The following is a 21609-nucleotide window of genomic DNA, read 5'->3' on the forward strand; positions in this document are numbered from 1 at the left end:
GACAGCGCAATCGGTGACGACTCACGAGCGGGTCCTCTCTGCGGGTTGCGGACGAGCGGGGTCAGGGGGTGGTGCCGAGGGCTGTCCCGTAATCCCTGGTGGATCAGCGTGCGGCGTCAGACGCGGTGCATCGCAAGGCGGAGGGACGCCCGAATACTGGATGTATTCGGGTGTCCCGACAACGCGGCGAGGTGCCGTGGCTGTCGTCGCACGCCCGCCAGGGATTACGGGACAGCCCTCAGGGCGCGGCGCAGAAAGGCCAGCCCGTCGGTCGCGATGCTGTCCTGGGTATCGGCGAGCGGCCGCCAGACCGAGGCGGCGACCGCGATGGCGTCGTTGTGCGCGGTGAACGACTCGATGCAGAGCGGGCCCCAGTAGCCGCTCGTGGTGAGCGCGGTGAGGAAGCCGGGCCAATCGAGACAGTCGGCGCCGGGGGTGCCCCGGTCGTTGGCGCACACCTGGACGTGGACGATGCGGCCCGCCGCGCGGCGTACGGCGTCGGGCAGCGAGCGTTCCTCGATGTTCTGGTGGTACACGTCGAGCGCGAGGCCGATGGCACCCTCGGGGAGCCCTGCCAGCGCTTCGAGGGTCTGGTCCACGGTGTTGAGCAGACTCGTCTCGTACCGGTTGAGAGGTTCCACGGCGAGCCGCACCCCCGCCGCGCGGGCGTGCTCGACGACCGGGGCGAGGTTCTTCCGTAACTCCTCGTACGCCGCGGCGCGTTCGGCGCGGTCCATCCGCCAGGTGCGGCCCACCGCCGCATACATGGGCCCGGCGACGGTGGGGGCGCCGAGCGTCCGGGCGGCGTCGACGCAGCGGTACAGATAGTCCTGGGTGACCCGGACGGTCTGCGGATCGGTGCGGACGAGGTCGCGGCCGGGCGGCATGACCGCGACCACTGCGGCGGGGGCGAGACCGGAGGCGTCGAGGAGCTTGGCGACGGATGCGGGCGCCCAGTCCCGTTCGTTCTCCAACGGGATCTCGACGCAGTCGAATCCCCACGCGGACAGCCGCGGCAGGACGTCGCCGAGCGTTTCGTACGTCACCGGCGAGTGCCAGATCCACGGATTGGCACCGAGCGGGAAGGCGACGGTCACTTCTTGCCTCCCCACTTCTCCGGGAACCCGGGGAGGTTCTCGCAGCCGCACATCGCGTAGTGCAGTGGTGGCATGCCGGGCTCGAAGTACTGGTCGAGGGTGGACTGGGTGACGGTGGGCTGCGGAAGCTTCCACTCCTTCGGGACCTGCTCCCCCTTGAGGATCCTCAGCGCGGCGATGACCGGGGTACGCCACTGGAAGGTGGGGTACGAGGGGGCGATCGCGGTGAGCTTCTTCTCCTTCCATGCCTGGAGGAAGTCCTGCTGGTCCTCGCCGGTGATGGGCGGTACGTCCTTGCCCGCGTCCTCGAAGGCTTCGACGGCGGCGACCGAGGTCGCCCCGGAGTCCATCCAGACGCCGTCGATGTCGCCGTTGCGGGTGAGGGCGTCGGTGACGATCGCCTTGGTCTTGGCGGGGTCGCCGTCGGTGAACTTCACGTCCACGACATCGAGTCCGCTCTTGTCGAACGCGAGCTTCGCGGCCGACCAGCGGGTCTCCAGCACATCGACGCCGGGGGAGATCCGCAGGGCGAGGATCTTCCCCTTGGGCTTCACCTTCCCGACGAGGAAGTCGGCGGCGACCGCCCCGTATCCGTAACCGCCGATCGGGTTGATGAAGGTGACGGCGCAGTCGGTCTCGACACCCCGGTCGAAGACGATCACCGGCACCTTTCCGCAGGCCTGTTCGACGGCGGGGGTGAGGGTGGCCGTGGTGTTCGGGGAGACGATCAGGGCGTCGCAGTCCCGGCCGGCGAGTTCCTGGATGTCGGAGATCTGCTTGTCGTCCTTGCCCTGCGCGTCGAGCACGGTGAAGTCGGTGATCTCCTTGTGGAGTTCGGCCTCGGCCCGCATGCTCTTCAGGCCGACCTGGCGCCAGGGGTTGAAGACTCCGGCGTTGGAGAAGCAGAGACGGATTCCGCCGGAGCCGTTCTTCTTGTACTGGGTGGTGTCGACGAGGCGGGGGCGCAGCATCTGCTCCCACGGTCTTCCGGCGGGACCCTGCGGGGTCACCTCGGCGAGGCCGAGCTGGCGCTCGTACTCGGCCCGGTCGAAGAACTTCGACTGCTCGCCGGTGCCCGGATCGCCCGTACTGCCGCTCGCTCCGGCGGCGGGCGCGTCGGGCGGTGCGTCGCTGGTGCAGCCGGCGAGCAGGGCCGCGCCGAGCAGGGCGGCGACCGGCGCGAGGAGGTGTCCGAGCTTTCGCGTACTCATGAGGTTTTCGCTCCCGGGGGTTCGGTGCCGCGGCGGCGCAGCCGGGACCAGTCGGCTGCGCCGAGGGCGACGGCGGCTATGACGATGACGCCTTGCACGGTCGATTCCAGGGCGCCGGAGACGCCCTGGAGATTGAGCAGGGTGAACAGTGCCTGGAGCGAGAACGCCCCGGCCATCGCCGCGACGACGGATCCGCGCCCGCCGCCGAGCACCACGCCGCCCAGGACGACGGCGGTGATCGCCTCGAACTCGTAGCCGCGGCCGGCCTGCGCCGAGACTCCGGAGAAGCCGCCGACGAGTACGGCCGCGAGCGCGGCCGCGACGCCGGAGAGGACGAAGGCGATGGTCCGGGCGCGCGTGACCCGGACTCCGGCGAGCGCCGCGGCACGTTCGCTGTCGCCGGTGGCGAGGAGCGTACGGCCGAAGTCGGAACGCATCAGGCGTACGGCCAGGAGGCCCGCGACGACGCAGGCGAGTACGGCCCACGGCAGCCAGCCGAACGCGGTGCCGCGCCCGAGGCGGCGGAACTCCGCGGGCAGCGCGCCGTGCGGGGAGCCTCCCGTCCAGAAGAAGACGGCACCTTCGAGGATCAGCATCATGCCGAGCGTGGTGATGAACGACGGCACGCGCAGCAGGGTGGTGATCAGTCCGCTGACGAGTCCGGCGAGGGCTCCGGCGAGCAGCAGGACCGCGGTGACGAGCGGCCAGGGTGCGGCCGGGAACGAGCCGTACAGTTCGGCGGCGACGACCACCCCGGCGGTGACGATCGCCCCGACGGAGAGATCGAACTCGCCGCAGACGATGACCAGGTACTGGCCGGCGGCGAGGATGACGAGGGGGGCGGCGCGCTTGACGAAGGAGAGGAAGCGGTCGGGTTCGTAGAAGCCCGGGTCGGTGAGGGCGAGTGCGGCGAGGAGCACCGCGAGCAGGAGGTAGACGGGTGTGCCGGCGGTGAGGGCACACGGGACACGGCGGCCGGCGGGTGCCTGGGCGGTGGTCATGCGGTCCTCGCCTTCGGGGTGCGGCGGCCTCGCGCGTAGAGGGCGACGGCCGCGATGATGACGACGCCGCGGACGACGTTCTTGAAGAACGGATCCACGGACAGCTGGTTGAAGACGCTGTCGAGCACGGCGAGGACGAGGACTCCGCCGAGGGTGCCCGCCACTCCCCCGCGCCCCCCGGCGAGCGCGGTGCCGCCGAGGACGACGGCGGCGACGGACTCCAGGTCGTAGCGCGCCTCCGTGCCCGCCCAGGGAGCACCGGCACCGAGCCGCGCGGCGAGGAAGAGGGCTGCGGCGCCGACGCAGAGCGAGCACAGCAGGTGCGCGGTGATGACGGTGCGCCGGGTGCGGACGCCGGAGAGCCGGGCGGCGTGCTCGTCGCCGCCGGTCGCGTACATGTGGTGGCCGAGCCGGGTGCGGCGGGTGATCAGCCAGAGGGCGGCGGCGACCGCGAGGAGGAGGAAGAGGGAGACCGGAACCGGTCCGATCCGGTCGTAGCCGAGGTGCTGGAAGGAGGCGGGGACCTTGCCCGCGGGGCCGGTGTAGTTGTCCTCGATCCAGCCGCGCAGGATGAAGGCCGTGCCGAGGGTGGCTATGAAGGCGTTGACCTTGAGGCCGGTGACGATCAGTCCGTTGGCCAGGCCGACGGCGGCGCTCAGGGCGAGGACGGCGATGACCGCGACGAGCACGCTGCCGCTCTCCATCGTCTCCGCGGCGACAAGGGTGCCCAGGCTGATGAGGTAGGCGACGGACAGGTCGAGCGATCCGGTGAGGATGACGGCGGACTGGCCGACGGCCACGAGGCCGAGGGCGACACAGTTCTGGAGGATCGTCACCACGTTGGTCACGGTCAGGAAGTCCCCGCCACGGGCCGCGACGACGATCCAGCCGAGCACGGTGACGGCGAGGGCGGCGAGCCAGACCCCGGCCACGGGGCCGGTGAGGTGCGGCCGGGCCGTCCGCGACGGGTCGGTGCGGGGCCGGGTGCTCAGGTCGGGCCGGAGTGCGGTCATGCTGCTCCCTCCCGCGTGCGGTCGCCGCTCGTGGCGACGCGCATGACGGCTTCTTCCGTGGCTCCGGCGGGCAGTTCGCCGGCGAGGCGGCCTTCGGACATGACGAGGATGCGGTCGCTCATGCCGATCAGCTCGGGCAGTTCGGAGGAGATGATCAGTACGGCGAGGCCCTCGCGTGCCAGTTCCCGTACGAGGGTGTGGATGGCCGCCTTGGCGCCGACGTCGACGCCACGGGTCGGTTCGTCGAAGAGGAGCACCCGGGGGCGGGCGGCGAGCCACTTGGCGATGACGACCTTCTGCTGATTGCCGCCGGACAGGTACTGGACCTGCTGGTCCTCGCCGTGGGCATGGAGGCGTACGCGTTCCAGCAGCGCGGTCACCTCGCGGCGCGCGGCCGGTCTGCCGCGCGCGGGGACGGCGCGGGTCACGAGCAGCGCGTTGTCGGCCACGGACTGGTGCAGCGCGAGGCCCTCCCCCTTGCGGTCCTCGGTGACCAGGGCGATCCCGGCCCGGACGGCTTCCCGGGGGTGCGCCGGGCGCAGCGGTTCCCCGCCGACGGTCATGGTGCCCGTGGTGAAGGGGGCGGCGCCGAAGAGGGCGCGGGCGAGGGAGGTACGGCCGGAGCCCTGGAGACCGGCGACGCCGACGACCTCGCCCGCCCGCAGGGTCAGATCGATGCCGGAGATCCTGGAGTTGCCGCCGCCGCTCACCGTGAGCCGCTCCTCGCCCCGCTCTCCCGGGCGGGCCCGGGGCGGGTAGTAGGCGCCGAGTTCCCGTCCGACCATGGCGCGTACCACCGTGTCGGCGTCGGTGTCGCGGGTGTTGAGCGTGGTGACGCGGCGGCCGTCCTTGAGGACGGTGATGCGCTGCGAGAGGTCGAAGACCTCACGGAGCCGGTGCGAGATGTAAAGGATGCCGATGCCGCGGGCGATCAGGCGCCGTACGAGGGAACCGAGTTGCTCGACCTCGTGGTCGGCGAGTGCGGCGGTGGGCTCGTCCATCACCAGGATGCGGACGTCCGACGCGAGGGCCTTGACGATCTCCACAGTCTGCCGGCGTGCGACAGACAGCTCATGGACGGGGGTCCGCGGGGTGATGCCGGTCTCGTCGAGTTCGGCGAGGAGTTCGGCGGTGCGCCGCTCCATGGCGCGCCGGTCGACGAGTCCGTACCGGGTCGGCTCGCGGCCGAGGAAGACGTTCTCGGCGACCGTGCGGTGCTCCAGGAGCGCGAACTCCTGGTGGATGATGCCGACCCCGGCGGCCTGGGCCTGTGCCGGGTGGCTGAAGGAGTGGGTGGTGCCGTCGATGGTGAGGGTTCCCGCGTCGGGTAAGTGCTCGCCCGCGAGGATCTTCATGAGGGTCGACTTTCCGGCGCCGTTCTCCCCCACCAGGGCATGCACTTCTCCGGCTTCGAGGTCGAGCCCCACCCCATCGAGCACACGCACCCCGAGGAAGCTCTTGGACACACCCTGCATCGTCAGCATCGAACTGCTCCTCGCTCAGTGGTCTGCAGAGCAGAGTCGTGACAGGCATTGGGAGTGTCAAGAGCTCAAGCACCTTTGTTTTTAGGAGGCTTGGCACGTACTTATGCCGATGGCCGAACACTGGATGCCTTGTGAGCAGCGGAAGTCGTCCCTAGGGTGACTGCCATGTCTTCGCCGTCGGATCGCAATTCCGCTGCCGCATCGCACTCGCCGGGCGAGGTGCTCGCACTGATCGGTTCAGGGGCGGTCGCGACCCGTGCCGACATCGCCCGGGTCACCGGAATGGCCCGTTCGACGGTCTCCCAGCGAGTGGACGCACTGATCGCGCACGGTCTCGTGGACGAGGACGCCGACGGCGGTTCCACCGGCGGCCGGCCGCCGCGACGGCTGGCGCTGCGCACCCGTGAACACGCGGTGGCCGGGGTGGATCTGGGGGCCTCGCACTGCCGGGTGGCGCTGATGGACATCGGTGGAACCACGCTCGCGTCGCACGAGGAACCGCTGTCGATCGGGGACGGCCCGGATTCCGTGCTGCGGCACGTGGAACGCACCGTGCGAGCCCTGCTGGAGGAGACGCACCGGGAGCCGGCGACGCTGCGGTCCATCGGCGTGGGGGTGCCGGGTCCGGTGGAGTTCTCCACCGGCCGACCCGTCGATCCGCCGATCATGCCGGGCTGGCACCAGTACCCGATCCCGGAGTTCTTCGCTTCCCGGTTCGGGGTGCGGGCGCTCGTCGACAACGATGTGAACGTGATGGCGCTGGGCGAGCAGCGGCGAGCTTTCCCGGACTGTCGCTATCTGCTGTACATCAAGGTCGGTACGGGGATCGGCTGCGGAATCGTCGCCGACGGCAAGCTGCACCGGGGGGCGCAGGGGTGCGCGGGTGACATCGGCCATATCCGGGTCGGGGATCTCGACGATCCGTGCCGGTGCGGCAATTCGGGCTGTCTGGAGGCCGTCGCGGGTGGTGCGTCACTGGCGGCGAAGCTGGTCGGTCTGGGACTGGACGCGACATCGGGCAGCGATGTCGTGCGCCTGGTGCAGTCCGGGAACCGGGACGCCGTGCGGATGGTGCGGGAGGCCGGGCGAGCGGTCGGTGAGGTCCTCGCCGGTCTGGTGAACTTCTTCAATCCGGACACGGTGGTGATGGGCGGCGCGCTGGCCGCCGTTCACGACCAGTTGCTCGCGGGTGTCCGGGAGGCGGTGTACCGGCGCTCGCATCCGCTGGCCACCCAGCTGCTGCGGATCGAACCGAGCCGCACGGGTGAGAACGCGGCGGCGGTGGGGGCGGGGATCCTCGCGATCGAGCACGCCCTGTCTCCCGCGCAGGTGAACCGGCTGGTCGCGGGGTGAGACCAAGTGCCCCCGCGTGCACGGACAGTGTGCATGCGGGGGCACTGGCCACGCGGTCACGCCGGAGTCATCAGGTCCCACCGGGCCTCGAAGAGCACGCACCGGTACTGCGCCCAGCTCCCGTCGGCGACGCCCGCGTCCCCGGCCGCGACGCACTCCTGCTGGGTGTCGAACGAGCCGGAGACGTCCCAGCCCTGCGCCCCGGTTTCGGACGCGGCGGCGGCCGAGGCGGTCGCGACGGTGACGACGGCTCCGGCGCCGGTGAGTGCGAGCGCCATGGCGACGCCTGCGGCCGCGGTGGCGGCGGTCCTGGTCGGCTTGTGCATGAGGGCCTCCTTCTCGTTGTACGGATACCCGGCGTTCCGTCGCCGCTGCGACGGCCCCGGTACGGTCTCAGCGAGTGCGCACGATGTCCACGTCGGACGCCTTCACGAAGGCGACCCGGTGGCCGATCTGCACCGTCACGTACTTCTCCTTGCCACCGAAGTAGGCGTGGTCCAGCGGGTACGAGGAGTCGATCGTGGGCGCGTAGAAATAGCCCGTCGGCGCCTCGCCGCCGCCGGGGTAGGACTGGCCGGCCTTGATCGTGTACTGGAGCGGCGCGCCCACCCGCTTGTCCGCGAAGTCCGCCGGGTACTCGGCCTTCTCCGGGTACGCGACCCCGTACACCGGTACGTCCGTACGGCCGGCCTTCGGCCTGACGACGTAGCCGGAGGTGGGCGTGGTGTTGCGGCTGTGGGCCGGGGTCTCGAACCAGGCCTTCTGGCCGTACCACCAGATCGCCGTCCAGCCGGGCGCGTGGTCCGCGACGACGGCCTGCTGGGTGGCGCTGATCTTGCTGCCCCAGTCGGCGGCGCAGTTCGTGCCGGGCGAGCCGTCGGTGTGCAGGCCGGGGTCGGAGAAGAGGGGCGCGTCGGTGGACGGTGCGGTGTGGAGCGGGACGGCGCTGGAGCCCTGGACCGGCAGGTCGACGCCCTTCTCGCAGTCGCGGAACGCCTGCCGGTTCTTCTTGAAGTCCGGGCTGACGGTGATCAGTTCGCTGCTCTTGGGGGCACTCGGCACGATGGGCTTGCCGAGCAGCTTCATGAAGCGGTTCCAGTCCCAGTACGTGCCCGGGTCCCAGTGCATGTTCTTGGTGCCGGACGCGCTGGTGGGCGGCACTCCGTCGTGGCCGATGATGTGCTGGCGGTCGAGCGGTATGTCGTACTTGGCCGCGAGGTAGCGCACCAGCTTCGCGGTCGAGCGGTACATCTCGGGGGTGTACCACTTGGCGCCCTCGACGGCGACGCCCTCCTGCTCGATCCCGATCGAGTGGCTGTTGACGTACCAGTTGCCCGCCTGCCAGGCGACGTCCTTGCCCTTGACCATCTGGGTGACGTGCCCGTCGGCCGAGCGCACCACGTAGTGGGCGGAGGTCTGCTTCAGCGGGTTCTGGAAGATCTTCAGGGTGGTGTCGAAGTCTTCCTCGGTGTCGTGCAGAACGATGAATCTGACCTTGTTGGTGTGCGGCCGGTCCGCGGTGTCGTAATTCCCGTACGTCTCCTTGTCGGCCGGGTCACCCGTCTGCTGGTAGGCCGCCGGTACCCAGTCGCAGCCGAGGCTGCGCGGGCATTCCGGTCGCACCCCGTCCGCACCGGCCTGCGCCACGGGGCTGAGCAGCGTCATGCTCAGTGCGCCGACACCTGTCAACGCGAGTGCGAGTCCGGTCCTCTGCTTGGACGTCATGACAACCCTTCTTGGAGCCGTGCGTGATGGAGCCGTGCGTGATCCGATCCCACTGTTCCGCTGTGCGCGCACACTCTCCGACCTGAGATGACAGCACGTCAAGGGATCCGTGGAGGTCGCGGGCCGAGCCAGTGGACCAGACCAGTGGCAGGATGTTTGACCTGCGGCGGAAAGAATCAACTGGTCACCTGCGACGGCTCGTTACCCGGGTTTCACGGAGGGTCCGGGTGGCCGGCCGGCCGCACCCGGCCACCACCAACGAGCGTGCCTTTTATGTGACTAATCCCGGACGTGCGTGCCCCGAACGGCCAAAGGGTAGTGCTCGCGCCGACACGATCACGTCCGTGCGACGTTCGCACGGCGATCCAGGAAAGGCCGGACGCACATGGCTCAGCCCTTCACCCTGCCGGACTTCTACGTTCCGTATCCGGCGCGGCTCAACGCCCACGTCGAGGAGGCCCGAGTACACACCAAGGAGTGGGCGCGCAGCATAGGGATGGTGGAGGGTTCGGGCATCTGGGAGGAGAAGGACATCGACTCCCACGACTACGCGCTGCTGTGTGCGTACACCCACCCCGACTGCTCGGCCGAGGCGCTCTCGCTGGTCACCGACTGGTACGTGTGGGTCTTCTTCTTCGACGACCACTTCCTGGAGCTCTTCAAGCGCAACCCCGACCGCGAGGGCGCCAAGCACTATCTGGACCGGTTGCCGGCGTTCATGCCGATGGACCGCGGGGCCCCGATGCCGGAACCGACCAATCCGGTCGAGGCGGGGCTGGCCGATCTGTGGACGCGTACGGTGCCGAGCATGTCCGACGCCTGGCGGGCCAGGTTCGCCGTGGCGACGGAGAACCTGCTCAACGAGTCGCTGTGGGAGCTCGCCAACATCAATGAGGGGCGCATCGCGAACCCCGTCGAGTACATCGAGATGCGCCGCAAGGTGGGCGGCGCCCCGTGGTCGGCGGGTCTCGTGGAGTACGCGGCGGGCGCGGAGGTCCCCGAGGCGGTGGCCGGCGAGCGTGCGCTGCGGGTGCTGCGGGATGCCTTCTCCGACGGTGTGCATCTGCGCAACGACCTCTTCTCGTACCAGCGGGAGGTCGAGGACGAGGGCGAGAACAGCAACGGCGTGCTCGTCCTGGAGCACTTCCTCGGCTGTTCCACGCAGGAGGCCGCCGATGCGGTGAACGATCTACTGACGTCCCGGCTGCACCAGTTCGAGAACACCGCGCTCACCGAACTCGGGCCGCTGTGCGCGGAGAAGGGGCTCGACCCCACGCAGTCCGCCGCGGTTCTCGCGTACGTCAAGGGCTTGCAGGACTGGCAGTCCGGCGGTCACGAGTGGCACATGCGCTCCAGCCGCTACATGAACGACGGCGCGGTCGAAGCGGCCACGACCGGTTTCGGCATGGCCGCGGCCTCGATCCGGTTCACATCACGTTCGGAGGCGGCCCGGCTGCGCAGCCATACCCATGTGCCGTACCAGCGCGTCGGACCGTCGCTGCTGCCCGACTTCGAGCTGCCCTTCGGCACGACGCTCAGTCCGCATCTGGACGGGGCGCGGGTACGGATCGTCGACTGGGCGCGCCGCATGGGCATTCTGGAGGCGCAGCCGGGGGTGCCCGGTTCGCACATCTGGGACGAGGAGCGGCTCCTCGCTACCGATCTGCCGCTGTGCGCGGCGGGGCTGCACCCGGACGCGACACCGGAGGAACTGGACCTCTCCTCGCAGTGGCTGACCTGGGGGACGTACGGCGACGACTGGTTCCCGGTGGTGCACGGGCGGGCCCGCGATCTGGCGGGGGCCAAGCTCGCCAACGAGCGTCTGTCGCTGTTCATGCCCCTGGACGGTTCCGGGACGCCCGAACCGGTCAACGCCCTGGAGCGGGGGCTGGCCGACCTCTGGGCGAGGACCTCGGCCCCGATGGACGCGAGTGGGCGCCGCGCGTTCCGGACGGCGGTCGAGGACATGACCGCGAGCTGGGTGTGGGAGCTGGCGAACCAGGTGCAGAACCGCATCCCGGACCCGGTGGACTACGTCGAGATGCGGCGCATGACGTTCGGCTCCGACCTCACGATGAGCCTGTGCCGGCTGGGTCATGGCCGGAAGGTCCCACCGGAGATCTACCACAGCGGGCCGCTGCGCTCCCTGGAGAACGCGGCGGCGGACTACGCATGTCTGCTCAACGACCTGTTCTCGTACCAGAAGGAGATCGAGTTCGAGGGTGAGGTGCACAATGGCGTCCTGGTCGTGCAGAACTTCTTCGGGGTGGACTATCCGACCGGGGTGGCGATCGTGTACGACCTGATGAAGTCGCGGCTGAGGCAGTTCCTGCATGTCGCCGAGGAGGAACTCCCGGTGCTTTACGAGGACTTCGGGCTGGACGCCGAGGCGAGGGAGGTCCTGGCCGGGTACGTGCTGGAGCTCAAGCACTGGATCGCGGGCATCCTGATCTGGCACCGGGACTGCCGACGCTACCGCGAGCAGGACCTGCGGCGGGGCACCGGAACCCCGTGGCACATCAGCGGTCCCACGGGGCTCGGTGTCTCGGCGGCGCGAGTGACCGCGCTCTTCGCTCAGCCCTCGGCGACCAGCGTGTAGCGGCTGCCGGCACGCGCCTTGAAGACCTTCTCGCCGCTCGCGAACAGCGAGCTGCGGACGGTCACTTCACGGGTACGGCTCGCCGTGATCACCACACGGCGGGCCTGCCCGGCGGCCCATTCGATATCGACGGTGAAGCCTCCCCGGGCGCGCAGTCCGCGCACCGATCCGTCCGGCCAGCCCGACGGGAGGGCGGGGAGGATGTCGACGGTGTCGTGCTGGCTCTGCAGCAGCATTTCGGCGATGCCCGAGGTGGCGCCGAAGTTGCCGTCGATCTGGAAGGGCGGGTGGGTGTCCCAGAGGTTGGGCAGGGTGGAGTTCTTCAGCTGTTCGGCGAGCATCCTGTGGGCGTGGTCGCCGTCGCGCAGCCGCGCCCAGAAGTTGATCTTCCATGCCTTGGACCAGCCGGTGCCGCCGTCGCCGCGCGCCCCGAGGGAGACCTCGGCCGCTTCGGCCCACTTGCTGCCGGGTTCGATCTGCCGCCCGGGGTGCAGGGCGAAGAGGTGCGAGACATGGCGGTGGGTGTCGGCCGGGTCGTCCCGGTCGGTCTTCCACTCCTGGAGCTGACCCCACGACCCGATCCGCAGTCCGGGATCGAGCCGGTCGAGGGCCGTCTCCAGTCGGCTGCGGAAGGTGGGTGCGTCTCCGAGGGTGCGGGCGGCCTCCAGGGTGTTGGTGAGGAGGTCGTGCACGATCTGCTGGGACATCGCTGCACCGGCGGTGAAGTCGCCGTGCTCGGGAGAGTAGCTGGGGGTGACGACGAGCAGTCCGTCGCGCGGGTCGGTGCGCAGATTGGCCAGCCAGAACTCGGCCGCCTCCTTCATCGTCGGGTAGGCGGTGGAGCGCAGGTAGTCGGTGGAGCCGCTGAACCGGTAGTGCTCGTACAACTGCTGGGTGAGCCAGGCGGCGGCCTCCGGGAACCAGAAGGCGGTGGACCAGTCGTGGACGCCGGTGAAGCCGTACGGGTTGGTCTCGTTGTGCACCACCCAGCCGGACGTCCCGAACATCTCCTTCGCCGTTTTCCGGCCTGGGGCGCGCATCGCTTCGATGTAGCGGTCGTACGGTGCGGTGGTCTCGGCGAGGTTGGTGATCTCGGCGGGCCAGTAGTTCATCTGCAGATTGATGTTGCTGTGGTAGTCGGCCGACCAGGGCGGGGTGGTCGAGTTGTTCCAGACACCCTGGAGGTTGGCAGGCAGCGAGCCGGCCCGCGAGGAGGCGATCAGCAGGTAGCGGCCGTACTGGAAGAACAGCGCTTCCAGGGCCCGGTCGGCGGGGCTCGTGCCACCCGTGTACCGGGCGAGCAGTTGGTCGGTGGGCAGGTCGGGCAGTTGCTGGCCGATATCGAGGGCGACCCGGTCGAAGAGGGTGCGGTGATCGCGTACGTGGGTGTCGCGGACCTTCTCGTAGGGGGTCCGGGCGGCGGAGTCCACGGCGGCGGTGACCGCCGTGTGCGGGTCGTCGCCGCGGTAGGTGGGGTAGGTGTCGGCGTAGTCGGTGCCCGCGGCGAGGAAGAACCAGGCGGTGTCGGCGCCGGTGACGGTGAGGGTGCCGTCCGCGCCCGCGGTGACGGTGCCGCCGCTGGTCCGGACCCGGACCTGGGCCTCGAAGCGCAGACCGTTGTCCTTCAGCGCGCCGCGTACGGTGAGCCGGTCCCGGTCGGCGGTGACGGTGCAGTCACTGCGGGGCGAGGTGTAGTGCAGGGTGAAGGACACCTACCCCGGACGGTCGGCGCCGAGGCGTCCAGCGATGACCCTGCCGGGATGGGAGACGAAGAACTCCCGTGTGTGGCACACCTCTTGATGGGTGTAGATCACGGAGGCGAGTGCGCTGCGCAGATCGAGGCTGCGGCGGTACGAGGCGTCGGGGGCGGCCGGGGCGTTCGACAGATCCAGCCGCAGGTCGCCGAAGACCTGGTAGGCGCCGTAGCCGCGCCGCGCCTGTCCGAGTTCGGCGGCGACGGCGTCCGGGCCGAGAGCGCCCTCGCTGTCGAGGCGCTGCTGTACGCCGGTGAGGGCGCCGGGCCTGGGGGCGGTCCAGTTCCCGAAGTCGTAGCCCTGGACGGAGCCGGGACCACCGGTCCACAGCGTCTTCTCGTTGAAGGTGAGCTGCTCGGAGGCGAGCGTGCCGTACACGCTCGCGCCGAGGGCACCGCCGCCGATGGGCAGCGATTCGCGCTCCCAGTTCGCGGCCGGCGCGCCGTACCGGAGCGTCGGTTCCGCTCGTTCCTTCGAGTACGCGACACCCTCCGATTCATCGGAGGTACCGGCGGCCGCAGCCGTGCCGGAGTGGGCGGGAACTCCCAGCGCCAGAGCGCTGGTTGCCCCTATCGCTGTCTTCACGGTGGTACGTCGCGTGATCCCGGATGTCATGCGGCCGACGGTAAAGGTCCGATGACCAGCCCGACAAGGAGCATGACAAAGCGGCCTCTTGGACGGAGGCCGCGAGCACTTGGACGGATGTTGAGGTGTGCGCCCCGCAGCCGCCCGCTAGGGTCTGTCGTCAAACTGCCGCGCGGCAGACGGCAGTTTGACGACAGACCCTAGGCACGGACGGCCGACGGGAGGAGCGTTTCAGCCCTGCTGGAAGAGCTCGGCGGGCAGGGGCTTCAGCAGGGTGTACAGATCGTCGGTGATCGGCCGGTCCCAGCTGGCGATGGTGACGAGCACGCCGTCGCTGCGGTCGAACTGGACGCAGGAGATCCGGCTCTCGGAGAGCTTGACCCGGCGGACGATCAGCAGGTTGTCGCCCTGCATCACCGGCATGTCCTCCGTGCCGGTGACCTCGACCGGCTCGTCGTTCTCCAGCGCGAGCAGTAGCTGGGCGACCTCGAACGGGACCTGGCCCTCCTCGGTCTCGCGGGCGGGCGAGCCCTCCGGGAGGTTGCCGATGATCATCGCGGGGCCGCGGCCGCCGAACAGGTCGTAGCGCAGAAAAACGCCCTGACAGCTTCCGTCGGGCGCGGGCAGCAGGCCGGCGCCGAGGTTTCCGGGCCAGTCCCCCGGATCCATGGCCAGGACGTCGAAGTCGGGGCCCGCGGGTGTGGCGGCGCTACGGCGGCGGAGGAAGGACATGCAGACATGTTACGTGTCCGGGCTCACGTTGCGGAGCCGGGTCCGCGCAGGCCGGGGCGCCGACGGGTACGCGGGCCGGCCCCGGACGGGTACGCGCAGCGGGCTCAGGCGGGTCCGTGCCCCGGCTCGGGCGCGGATTCCGCGGCCGACGCCAGCTGCGGCCCAGCCCGGCCGCGACCACTTCCGCTTCCGCCTCCGGAAGGACCAGCGTCAGACATGCTCACCACGCACGGCGACCACGCTGCCTACGGTGTGCGGTGACGCTCGTGGTGACGTGCCACCCGGGCACGGTTGCCGCAGGACGGCTTGCACCATTCCTGACGGGGGTGCGCCTTGACGAAGTAGCGCACGCAGCGCGGTGCGCGGCAGGCACGCAGTGCGGTGCGGTCCGGGCCGGCGAGGAAGCCGACGGCCGCGCGGGCGAGCGCGGCCGGCACGGCATTCCGTCCCGCCGCGCCGCCGATCGGGTGGTCATGGGCGACCGGATCACGGTCCGGCTGCCAGTCCAGGCGGGGCACGGTCGGGACCGCGCCAGCGGCGGCGTTCAGCAGGTGGAGGGCTTCGCCGAAGGGGAGCAGCCGGCCGGCGTCCGCGGGACTGGGTTCTCCGGGCCGGACGGCGTGCGCGAACAGTGCCCGGACGGCGGCGCGCAGCGACCGTACGGCCTCCAGGGTCTGTTCGTCGGCCGCCCAGGTGTCCTCGGCCGCCGCGTCACCGAGCAGGTCGCGCCGCTCGTGCACCCATCGGGTCAGTCCGTCCGGGGTGGCGAGGTCGTCGGCCACGCCACCGCGGCCGTCGTGGCGGATGGTGAGGGCGAGGTCGAGCGCGATCCGGGTGTCTGACACAGACCTGACGATAGCCGCGGCCAGGACCATTGACTTCAGGGCCGTGTCACGGCACGACGCGCCCTCAGGTGAGGTCGAACTCGCCGTCGCGGGCATTCACCACGAAGGCGCGTTATTCCGCCGGGGTGAAGATGAGCGACGGGCCGCCGGGTTTCCCCACGTTGCGCATCGCGATGAATACCTCGACGAAGGCGATCTGGACATCTCCCGCGCCCTGACCGCCGGACCGCCACTGCGCGTTGCTGAGATCCAGGTCCGGCCTGTCCCAGCCCGCGAAGGGCTGCTGGGTCGTGGTGCGCTCCGCCACGTCGGCTCCTCCCGCTTGTCGTCCCGGGCCAAGGCGTAGCCGGCTGCGGCGCGGACAGGGCGCGAACGGGGCTTCCGCCGGCCCGGGACGGCGCGTCAGCGGGTGGGGGGCTCGGCTCCGACCAGCCACATGGAGAAGAACTGCGCCCCGCCGCCGTACGCGTGGCCGAGCGCCTTCCGGGCCCTCGCCACCTGGTGTTCGCCCGCCTGTCCCCGTACCTGCAACGCGGCTTCGGCGAAGCGGATCATGCCGGAGGCGCCGATGGGATTGGTGGAGAGCACCCCGCCCGAGGGGTTCACCGGCAGATCGCCGTCGAGTTCGGTGACGCCGGACTCGGTGAGCTTCCAGCCCTCCCCCTCGTCGGCGAAGCCGAGGTTCTCCAGCCACATCGGCTCGTACCAGGAGAACGGCACGTACATCTCCACGGCGTCGATCTCCCGTCGCGGGTCGCTGATGCCCGCCTGCCGGTACACATCGGCAGCGCAGTCCCGGCCCGCCCGCGGCGAGACGAAGTCCTTGCCGGCGAAGAGCGTCGGCTCGCTGCGCATCGCGCCGCCGTGCACCCAGGCCGGCGGATGCGGCGAACGGCCCGCTCCGGCACGGTCGGTGAGGATCATCGCGCAGGCCCCGTCGGAGGACGGGCAGGTCTCCGAGTAGCGGATCGGGTCCCAGAGCATCGGTGCCGACCGGACCTTCTCCAGGGTGATGTCCGGGTCGTGGATGTGCGCGTACGGATTCTTGAGCGCGTTGCGGCGGTCCTTGTACGCGACGAGGGAGCCGACCGTGTCGGGCGCGCCGGTGCGGCGCATGTACGCCCGCACGTGCGGGGCGAAGAAGCCGCCCGCTCCGGCCAGCAGCGGTTGCTGGAACGGGATGGGCAGCGAGAGCCCCCACATGGCGTTGGACTCGGACTGCTTCTCGAAGGCGAGTGTGAGGACGGTGCGGTGCACCCGTGCAGAGACCAGGTTGGCCGCGACGAGTGCGGTGGAGCCGCCGACGGAGCCCGCGGTGTGCACCCGGAGCATCGGTTTGCCGACCGCGCCGAGGGCGTCGGCGAGATAGAGCTCCGGCATCATCAGGCCCTCGAAGAAGTCGGGGGCCTTGCCGATGACGACGGCGTCGATGTCCGCCCAGGTCAGTGCCGCGTCCTCCAGCGCACGGACGGCGGCCTCGCGGACGAGTCCGGCGATGGAGACGTCCAGGCGCGCGGACACGTGCTTCGTCTGGCCGATGCCGACGACGGCCACGGGCTCCTCAGGCATGAGCGCTCTCCCCTTCGAGGACGGCGACCAGGTTCTGCTGCAGGCAGGGCCCGGAGGTGGCGTGGGCGAGCGCCCGGTCGGACTCGCCGCGGTGGATGCGGGCAGCGGCCTCGCCGAGGCGGATCAGCCCGGCGGCCATGACGGGGTTGGCAGCGAGGGCGCCGCCGGACGGGTTGACGTCGACGCCGGCGTCGAGGCGGAGCGCCTTGCGCAGTATCACCTCCTGGGAGGTGAACGGGGCGTGCAACTCGGCGGTGTCCACGGGCCGTTCGAAGACCCCGGCGCGGGTCGCGGCGAGCCGGGTGGACGGTGAGTCGGTCAGCTCCCGCACCCCGAGCGAGTGGGCCTCGACGCGGTGGTCGATGCCGCGGATCCAGGCGGGGCGGGGGCACAGGGCCCGTGCGGTGTCACCGGCGGCGAGGATCACGGCGGCCGCACCGTCGCCGACCGGCGGGCAGTCGCCGGTGCGCAGCGGCTGCACGACGTAGTCGCCGACCGGGACCGGTCCCTTGAGCTGGGCGTGCGGGTTGTCAGCCGCGGCGGCGCGGCTGCGGTGGGCGATCGCGGCGAGAGCGGCCTCATCGGTTTCGCCCGCGTCGATCAGTGCCTGGGCCTGGAGGGCGGCGAGTGCGACGGAGTCCGGCCAGAGCGGGCCGACGTAGTAGGGGTCGAGCTGGCGGGTGAGGACGTCGCGCACCTCGCCGGGCGAGGACTTTCCGTAGGAGTAGACGAGCGCGGTGTCCGCCTGCCCCGTCTGGATCTTCACCCATGCCTCGTACAGCGCCCAGGCACCGTCCATCTCCACATGGGACTCGGAGATCGGTGGGTACGCGCCGACGCCGTCGAGCGCCATGGTGAAGGAGAAGGCGCGGCCCGCGAGATAGTCGCTGGAGCCGGAGCAGGTGAAGCCGATGTCGCCGGCCCTGAGCCCGGTCGCGTCGAGGACCCGGTGGAGGACGGGCATCAGCATCTCGACTTCGGAGAGTTCGTCGGTGTGCCGCAGGTGGTCCGTCTGCGCGAAGGCGACGATCGCCACGTCTCGCATCTAGAGCAGCTCCTTGTACGCGTCGTAATCGGCGTCGGGCTCGCCGGTCGGCCGGTAGTGGTCGGGGTGCCGCCCGCCCTCGGTCCAGACGGGTTCGACGCGCAGGCCCATCCGCACCCGGTCGTAGGGGATGCCGCCGATCCGTGCGTGCAGTGCCAGGTCCGCGCCGTCGAGCGCGATGTGCGCGTAGACGTACGGGACTTCGATGTCGAGGTTCTTCGCCTTGATGTTGACGATGCAGAACGTGGTCACGGTGCCGCGTGGGCCGACCTCGACCTGTTCGGCGGTGGCGACACCGCAGGTGGGGCAGGCGCCGCGGGGCGGTACGTACACCTTGTGGCAGGACGGGCAGCGCTCGCCGACGATGCGTTGCCGGGCGAGTGCGCCGAGGTACGCGCTCTGGGCGCGGCCGGGGGTGTACCGGTAGTCGAGCCTGGCGGGGGTGACGATGCCGGTGACAGGGTTGGTGAACTCGCCGTCGTGCGGGCCGGATTGTCCGTTGCTTCCGCCGTCGTACGGTTCGAAGCAGGCGATGTCCGTGATCGCGCCGGTCCGTTCGGGGGCCCAGCGGATCCGTACCCGCATGCCGGTGCGTACGGCGCCGGGGCCGGGTGCGGCGAGGGCGTGCAGCAGGGCGGTGTCGGCGCCGTCGAGCCGGACGAGGACCCAGGCGAAGGGGGTGCCGAGGGGCTGGCCGGGGCGCGGGTCGGGGTTCCAGGCCCAGGTGGTGACGGTGCCGGTGGCGGCGACCTCGGCCAGTTCACGGATCTCCTCCGCGGTGACGGGGTCGTACTCGACGGGCGGGACCAGGACCTTTCCCCCGGCGGTGCGGACGCCCAGGACGGTGCGTTCGCGCAGTCCGGTGAGGAAGGCGCTCTGGACGGGGCCGAGGGAGCGGGTGAAGGGGAATTCGACCACCAGCGGTGCGCTGAGGGCATCGGGCACGGTTGCCTCCTCGGCTCAGGCGCGCCGGTAGACGGGCGGGCGCTTCTCGGCGAAGGCGCGGGCGCCTTCCTTGGCGTCGTCGGTCGCGAAGACGGGCCAGCCGCGCTTCAGTTCGGCGGCCAGTCCCTCGGTCTCGGTCATCTCGGCGGTCTCGTACACGGAGGCCTTGACGGCTTCGACGGCGAGCGGTCCGCAGGCGTTGATCCGCTCGGCGACGGCGAGGGCGTGTTCCAGCGCGGTGCCGTCTGGGACGACCCGGCCGATCAGCCCGATGCCGGCCGCCTCCTCGGCGCTGTACGCGCGTCCGGTGAGGAGCATTTCGAGCGCGTGCGTCCGGGCGATCTGGCGCGGCAGCCGGACCGTCGACCCTCCGATGGGGAAGAGGCCTCGCTGCACCTCGAAGAGCCCGAAGGTGGCGCCCGCCCCGGCGATCCGGATGTCGGTGCCCTGGAGGATCTCGGTGCCGCCCGCGACGCAGTGGCCCTCCACGGCGGCGATGACCGGTTTTCGGGGGCGGTGGTGGCGCAGCATCGCCTTCCAGTGCAGATCGGGGTCTGCGGTCATCCGGTCACGGTACTGCTCGCCCTCCATTCCCTTGCCCGCCAGGGCCTTGAGGTCCATGCCGGCGCAGAAGCAGCCGCCCGCGCCGGTGAGGACCACCGACCGGATCGTGTCGTCCTCGTCCGCCGCCAGCCAGCCGTCGTACAGCCCGACAAGCATCGGCAGCGACAGGGCGTTCTTCGCCTCCGGCCTGTTCAGGGTGAGCACCAGTGTGGCGCCCTCGCGCCGCACACCGAGGTGTTCCGTACCAGCCATTGTCCGCCTCCCATCCAAAGACCTAGAACAGGTTGCAGTAGGTGGTGGCCCAGTTCAATAGTTTTCTGACAGCTAGTCAGATTTCCTCGGCGGCACCCCTTCCCAGTTGCGCCTCCCGGCGCTCTAATGACCGCCGAGCCAGTCAGCTTCCGGGGTCAGGAGGAACGGTGGAGTACAACCTTGCCGACCTGTTCGAGTCGGTCGTCGACGCGGTCCCGGAACGCGAGGCGCTCGTCTACCTCGACCATCCCGGCACGGGTGCGGAGCGCCGGCTGACGTACGCGGAGCTGGACGCGGCGGCCAACCGCATCGCCCACCACCTGATCGAGGCGGGCATCGCCCCGGGCGAGCATCTGGGGCTGCACCTCTACAACGGGGTGGAGTACCTCCAGACCGTGCTGGCCTGCCTGAAGGCCCGCATCGTCCCCGTCAATGTGAACTACCGCTATGTGGAAGAGGAGTTGATCTACCTCTACCGTGACGCGGATCTGGCGGCGCTGGTCTTCGACGCCGAGTTCGACGAGCGGGTCGCGGCCGCCGCGCCGAAGGCCCCGGGCCTGCGTCATCTGGTGCGGGTGGGCGCACCGGCGGCGGGGGTCCGGGGCCCGGACACGGTCGCTTTCACGGATGCCGAGGCGGCCGGGAGCCCCGAGCGCGGCTTCCCGCCGCGGTCGGCCGACGACCAGTTCATCATCTACACCGGCGGCACCACCGGAATGCCCAAGGGTGTGATGTGGCGCCAGGAGGACCTCTTCTTCTCCGGCCTCGGCGGGGGCGCGCCGACCGGTGAGCCGGTGAAGTCCCCGCAGGAGCTGGCCGAGCGGGTCGCCGCGGGCGGTGACGGGATCACCTTCTTCCCCACTCCCCCGCTGATGCACGGCACCTCGACACTCACCGCCTTCATCGGTTTCAACTTCGGGCAGCGGGTCGTGGTCCACCGCAAGTTCGTGCCCGAGGAGGTGCTCCGTACGATCGAGAAGGAGAAGGTCACCAGCGTGTCGTTGGTGGGCGACGCGATGCTGCGGCCGCTGATCGACGCGCTGAAGGGCCCGCTGAAGGGCACCGACTGCTCGTCGATGTTCTCCGTGTCCAGCTCGGGCGCGATCATGTCGGACTCGGTGCGCGCGGAGTTCCAGGCACTCGTGCCGACGGTGATGCTGCTGAACAACTTCGGCTCCTCGGAGTCCGGGTTCAACGGCACGGCGACGGCCGACTCGGGCCCGGAGAACGGATTCCGGCTCCAGGTCAACTCCCGTACGGCGGTGGTCGACCCGGCGACGTACGAGCCGGTTGCTCCGGGTGAGCCCGGGCGGATCGCCCAGCGCGGGCACGTGCCGCTCGGGTACTACAACGATCCGCAGAAGACCGCGGAGACCTTCTTCCGCCGGGGCGACGAGCGATGGGTTTTGCTCGGTGACATGGCGACGGTCGACGAGGACGGAATCGTCACGGTCCTCGGCCGCGGCTCGCAGTGCATCAACACCGGGGGCGAGAAGGTGTACCCCGAGGAGGTCGAGCAGGCGCTGAAGGCCCATCCGGACGTGTACGACGTCCTGGTCGCCGCGGTGCCCGACGCACGGTGGGGCAACCGTGTCGCGGCGGTGGTGCAGCTGCGCGACGGGGCTCCCGAGCCCTCGCTCGACGATCTCCAGGCCCACTGCAGGACCCGTCTGGCGGGCTACAAGATCCCCCGCCGGCTGGTGATCACCCCCCGGATCCAGCGCTCACCGAGCGGCAAGGCCGACTACCGGTGGGCCCGCTCGGTCGTCGCGCCCCGACGCGAGCCCGGGGAATGAGGGCGGCCCGGCCGCGCGGGCGGACGGGCCCGGTCACCG

Annotated in this window: 17 protein-coding genes and 1 pseudogene; 3 read left to right on the forward strand and 15 right to left on the reverse strand. The window is 70.5% G+C overall.

Features of this window, described 5'->3' with window-relative positions; genetic code table 11:
* Positions 1 to 224 precede the first annotated feature (224 nt).
* Genes OG978_RS04095 through OG978_RS04115 form a run of 5 tightly spaced genes read right to left on the reverse strand, consistent with a single transcriptional unit; the run spans position 225 to position 5806 of the window.
* Positions 225 to 1097, reverse strand: a complete 873-nt coding sequence (locus tag OG978_RS04095; RefSeq protein WP_326763841.1) for a sugar phosphate isomerase/epimerase family protein — start codon at positions 1095 to 1097, stop codon at positions 225 to 227.
* On the reverse strand, positions 1094 to 2308 hold the full coding sequence (locus tag OG978_RS04100; protein ID WP_326763842.1) for an ABC transporter substrate-binding protein: 1215 nt from the start codon (positions 2306 to 2308) through the stop codon (positions 1094 to 1096). The genes OG978_RS04095 and OG978_RS04100 overlap by 4 nt, the downstream gene beginning before the upstream one ends.
* On the reverse strand, positions 2305 to 3309 hold the full coding sequence (locus tag OG978_RS04105) for an ABC transporter permease (RefSeq protein WP_326763843.1): 1005 nt from the start codon (positions 3307 to 3309) through the stop codon (positions 2305 to 2307). The genes OG978_RS04100 and OG978_RS04105 overlap by 4 nt, the downstream gene beginning before the upstream one ends.
* The gene (locus OG978_RS04110; RefSeq protein ID WP_326763844.1) at positions 3306 to 4322 is read right to left on the reverse strand and encodes an ABC transporter permease; all 1017 of its coding nucleotides are present in this window, start codon (positions 4320 to 4322) and stop codon (positions 3306 to 3308) included. Before OG978_RS04110 ends, OG978_RS04105 begins: the two co-directional genes overlap by 4 nt.
* Positions 4319 to 5806 (reverse strand): sugar ABC transporter ATP-binding protein, encoded by a 1488-nt coding sequence (locus OG978_RS04115; RefSeq protein WP_326763845.1) that lies wholly within the window; start codon positions 5804 to 5806, stop codon positions 4319 to 4321. Before OG978_RS04115 ends, OG978_RS04110 begins: the two co-directional genes overlap by 4 nt.
* 165 nt (positions 5807 to 5971) lie before the next feature.
* Between OG978_RS04115 and OG978_RS04120 the strand changes: the two genes are divergently transcribed.
* Positions 5972 to 7159 (forward strand): ROK family transcriptional regulator, encoded by a 1188-nt coding sequence (locus OG978_RS04120; protein WP_326763846.1) that lies wholly within the window; start codon positions 5972 to 5974, stop codon positions 7157 to 7159.
* 56 nt (positions 7160 to 7215) lie between these two features.
* Here the strand turns inward: OG978_RS04120 and OG978_RS04125 are convergent, their stop codons facing one another.
* Entirely contained in the window at positions 7216 to 7485 is a 270-nt protein-coding gene (locus OG978_RS04125) for a hypothetical protein (protein WP_326763847.1), read from the reverse strand.
* A gap of 67 nt (positions 7486 to 7552) precedes the next feature.
* On the reverse strand, positions 7553 to 8884 hold the full coding sequence (locus OG978_RS04130; RefSeq protein ID WP_326763848.1) for an N-acetylmuramoyl-L-alanine amidase: 1332 nt from the start codon (positions 8882 to 8884) through the stop codon (positions 7553 to 7555).
* 385 nt (positions 8885 to 9269) lie between these two features.
* On the opposite strand from OG978_RS04130, the gene OG978_RS04135 reads away from it, so the two are divergent.
* Positions 9270 to 11483 carry a terpene synthase family protein gene (locus OG978_RS04135; RefSeq protein WP_326763849.1) on the forward strand — a complete coding sequence of 738 codons (2214 nt, stop codon included), beginning with the start codon at positions 9270 to 9272 and terminating at the stop codon, positions 11481 to 11483.
* On the opposite strand, the pseudogene OG978_RS04140 reads toward OG978_RS04135, so the two are convergent.
* From OG978_RS04140 to OG978_RS04175, 8 genes and pseudogenes are all read right to left on the reverse strand, one after another.
* A pseudogene (locus OG978_RS04140) lies at positions 11459 to 13852 on the reverse strand (glycoside hydrolase family 95 protein). The gene OG978_RS04135 and the pseudogene OG978_RS04140 sit on opposite strands and share 25 nt — an antisense overlap.
* A 201-nt stretch (positions 13853 to 14053) precedes the next feature.
* Positions 14054 to 14554, reverse strand: a complete 501-nt coding sequence (locus OG978_RS04145; protein ID WP_018550733.1) for a hypothetical protein — start codon at positions 14552 to 14554, stop codon at positions 14054 to 14056.
* 245 nt (positions 14555 to 14799) lie between these two features.
* Complete coding sequence (locus OG978_RS04150; protein WP_442817654.1) at positions 14800 to 15399, reverse strand: CGNR zinc finger domain-containing protein; 600 nt, start codon at positions 15397 to 15399, stop codon at positions 14800 to 14802.
* 112 nt (positions 15400 to 15511) lie between these two features.
* On the reverse strand, positions 15512 to 15706 hold the full coding sequence (locus tag OG978_RS04155) for a DUF397 domain-containing protein (RefSeq protein WP_326763851.1): 195 nt from the start codon (positions 15704 to 15706) through the stop codon (positions 15512 to 15514).
* Between the two features lie 95 nt (positions 15707 to 15801).
* The gene (locus OG978_RS04160) at positions 15802 to 16968 is read right to left on the reverse strand and encodes a thiolase domain-containing protein (RefSeq protein WP_326763852.1); all 1167 of its coding nucleotides are present in this window, start codon (positions 16966 to 16968) and stop codon (positions 15802 to 15804) included.
* Positions 16961 to 18013 (reverse strand): thiolase domain-containing protein, encoded by a 1053-nt coding sequence (locus tag OG978_RS04165; protein ID WP_326763853.1) that lies wholly within the window; start codon positions 18011 to 18013, stop codon positions 16961 to 16963. Before OG978_RS04165 ends, OG978_RS04160 begins: the two co-directional genes overlap by 8 nt.
* Entirely contained in the window at positions 18014 to 18958 is a 945-nt protein-coding gene (locus OG978_RS04170; protein WP_326763854.1) for a Zn-ribbon domain-containing OB-fold protein, read from the reverse strand. It abuts the gene before it with no gap.
* Between the two features lie 15 nt (positions 18959 to 18973).
* Positions 18974 to 19774, reverse strand: coding sequence for a crotonase/enoyl-CoA hydratase family protein (locus OG978_RS04175; protein ID WP_326763855.1), 801 nt, complete (start codon positions 19772 to 19774; stop codon positions 18974 to 18976).
* Between the two features lie 167 nt (positions 19775 to 19941).
* Here OG978_RS04175 and OG978_RS04180 point away from each other — a divergent pair, with 167 nt between their 5' ends.
* On the forward strand, positions 19942 to 21570 hold the full coding sequence (locus tag OG978_RS04180) for an acyl-CoA synthetase (protein WP_326763856.1): 1629 nt from the start codon (positions 19942 to 19944) through the stop codon (positions 21568 to 21570).
* Positions 21571 to 21609 lie beyond the last annotated feature (39 nt).

Source organism: Streptomyces sp. NBC_01591, assembly GCF_035918155.1.
Lineage (GTDB): Bacteria > Actinomycetota > Actinomycetes > Streptomycetales > Streptomycetaceae > Streptomyces.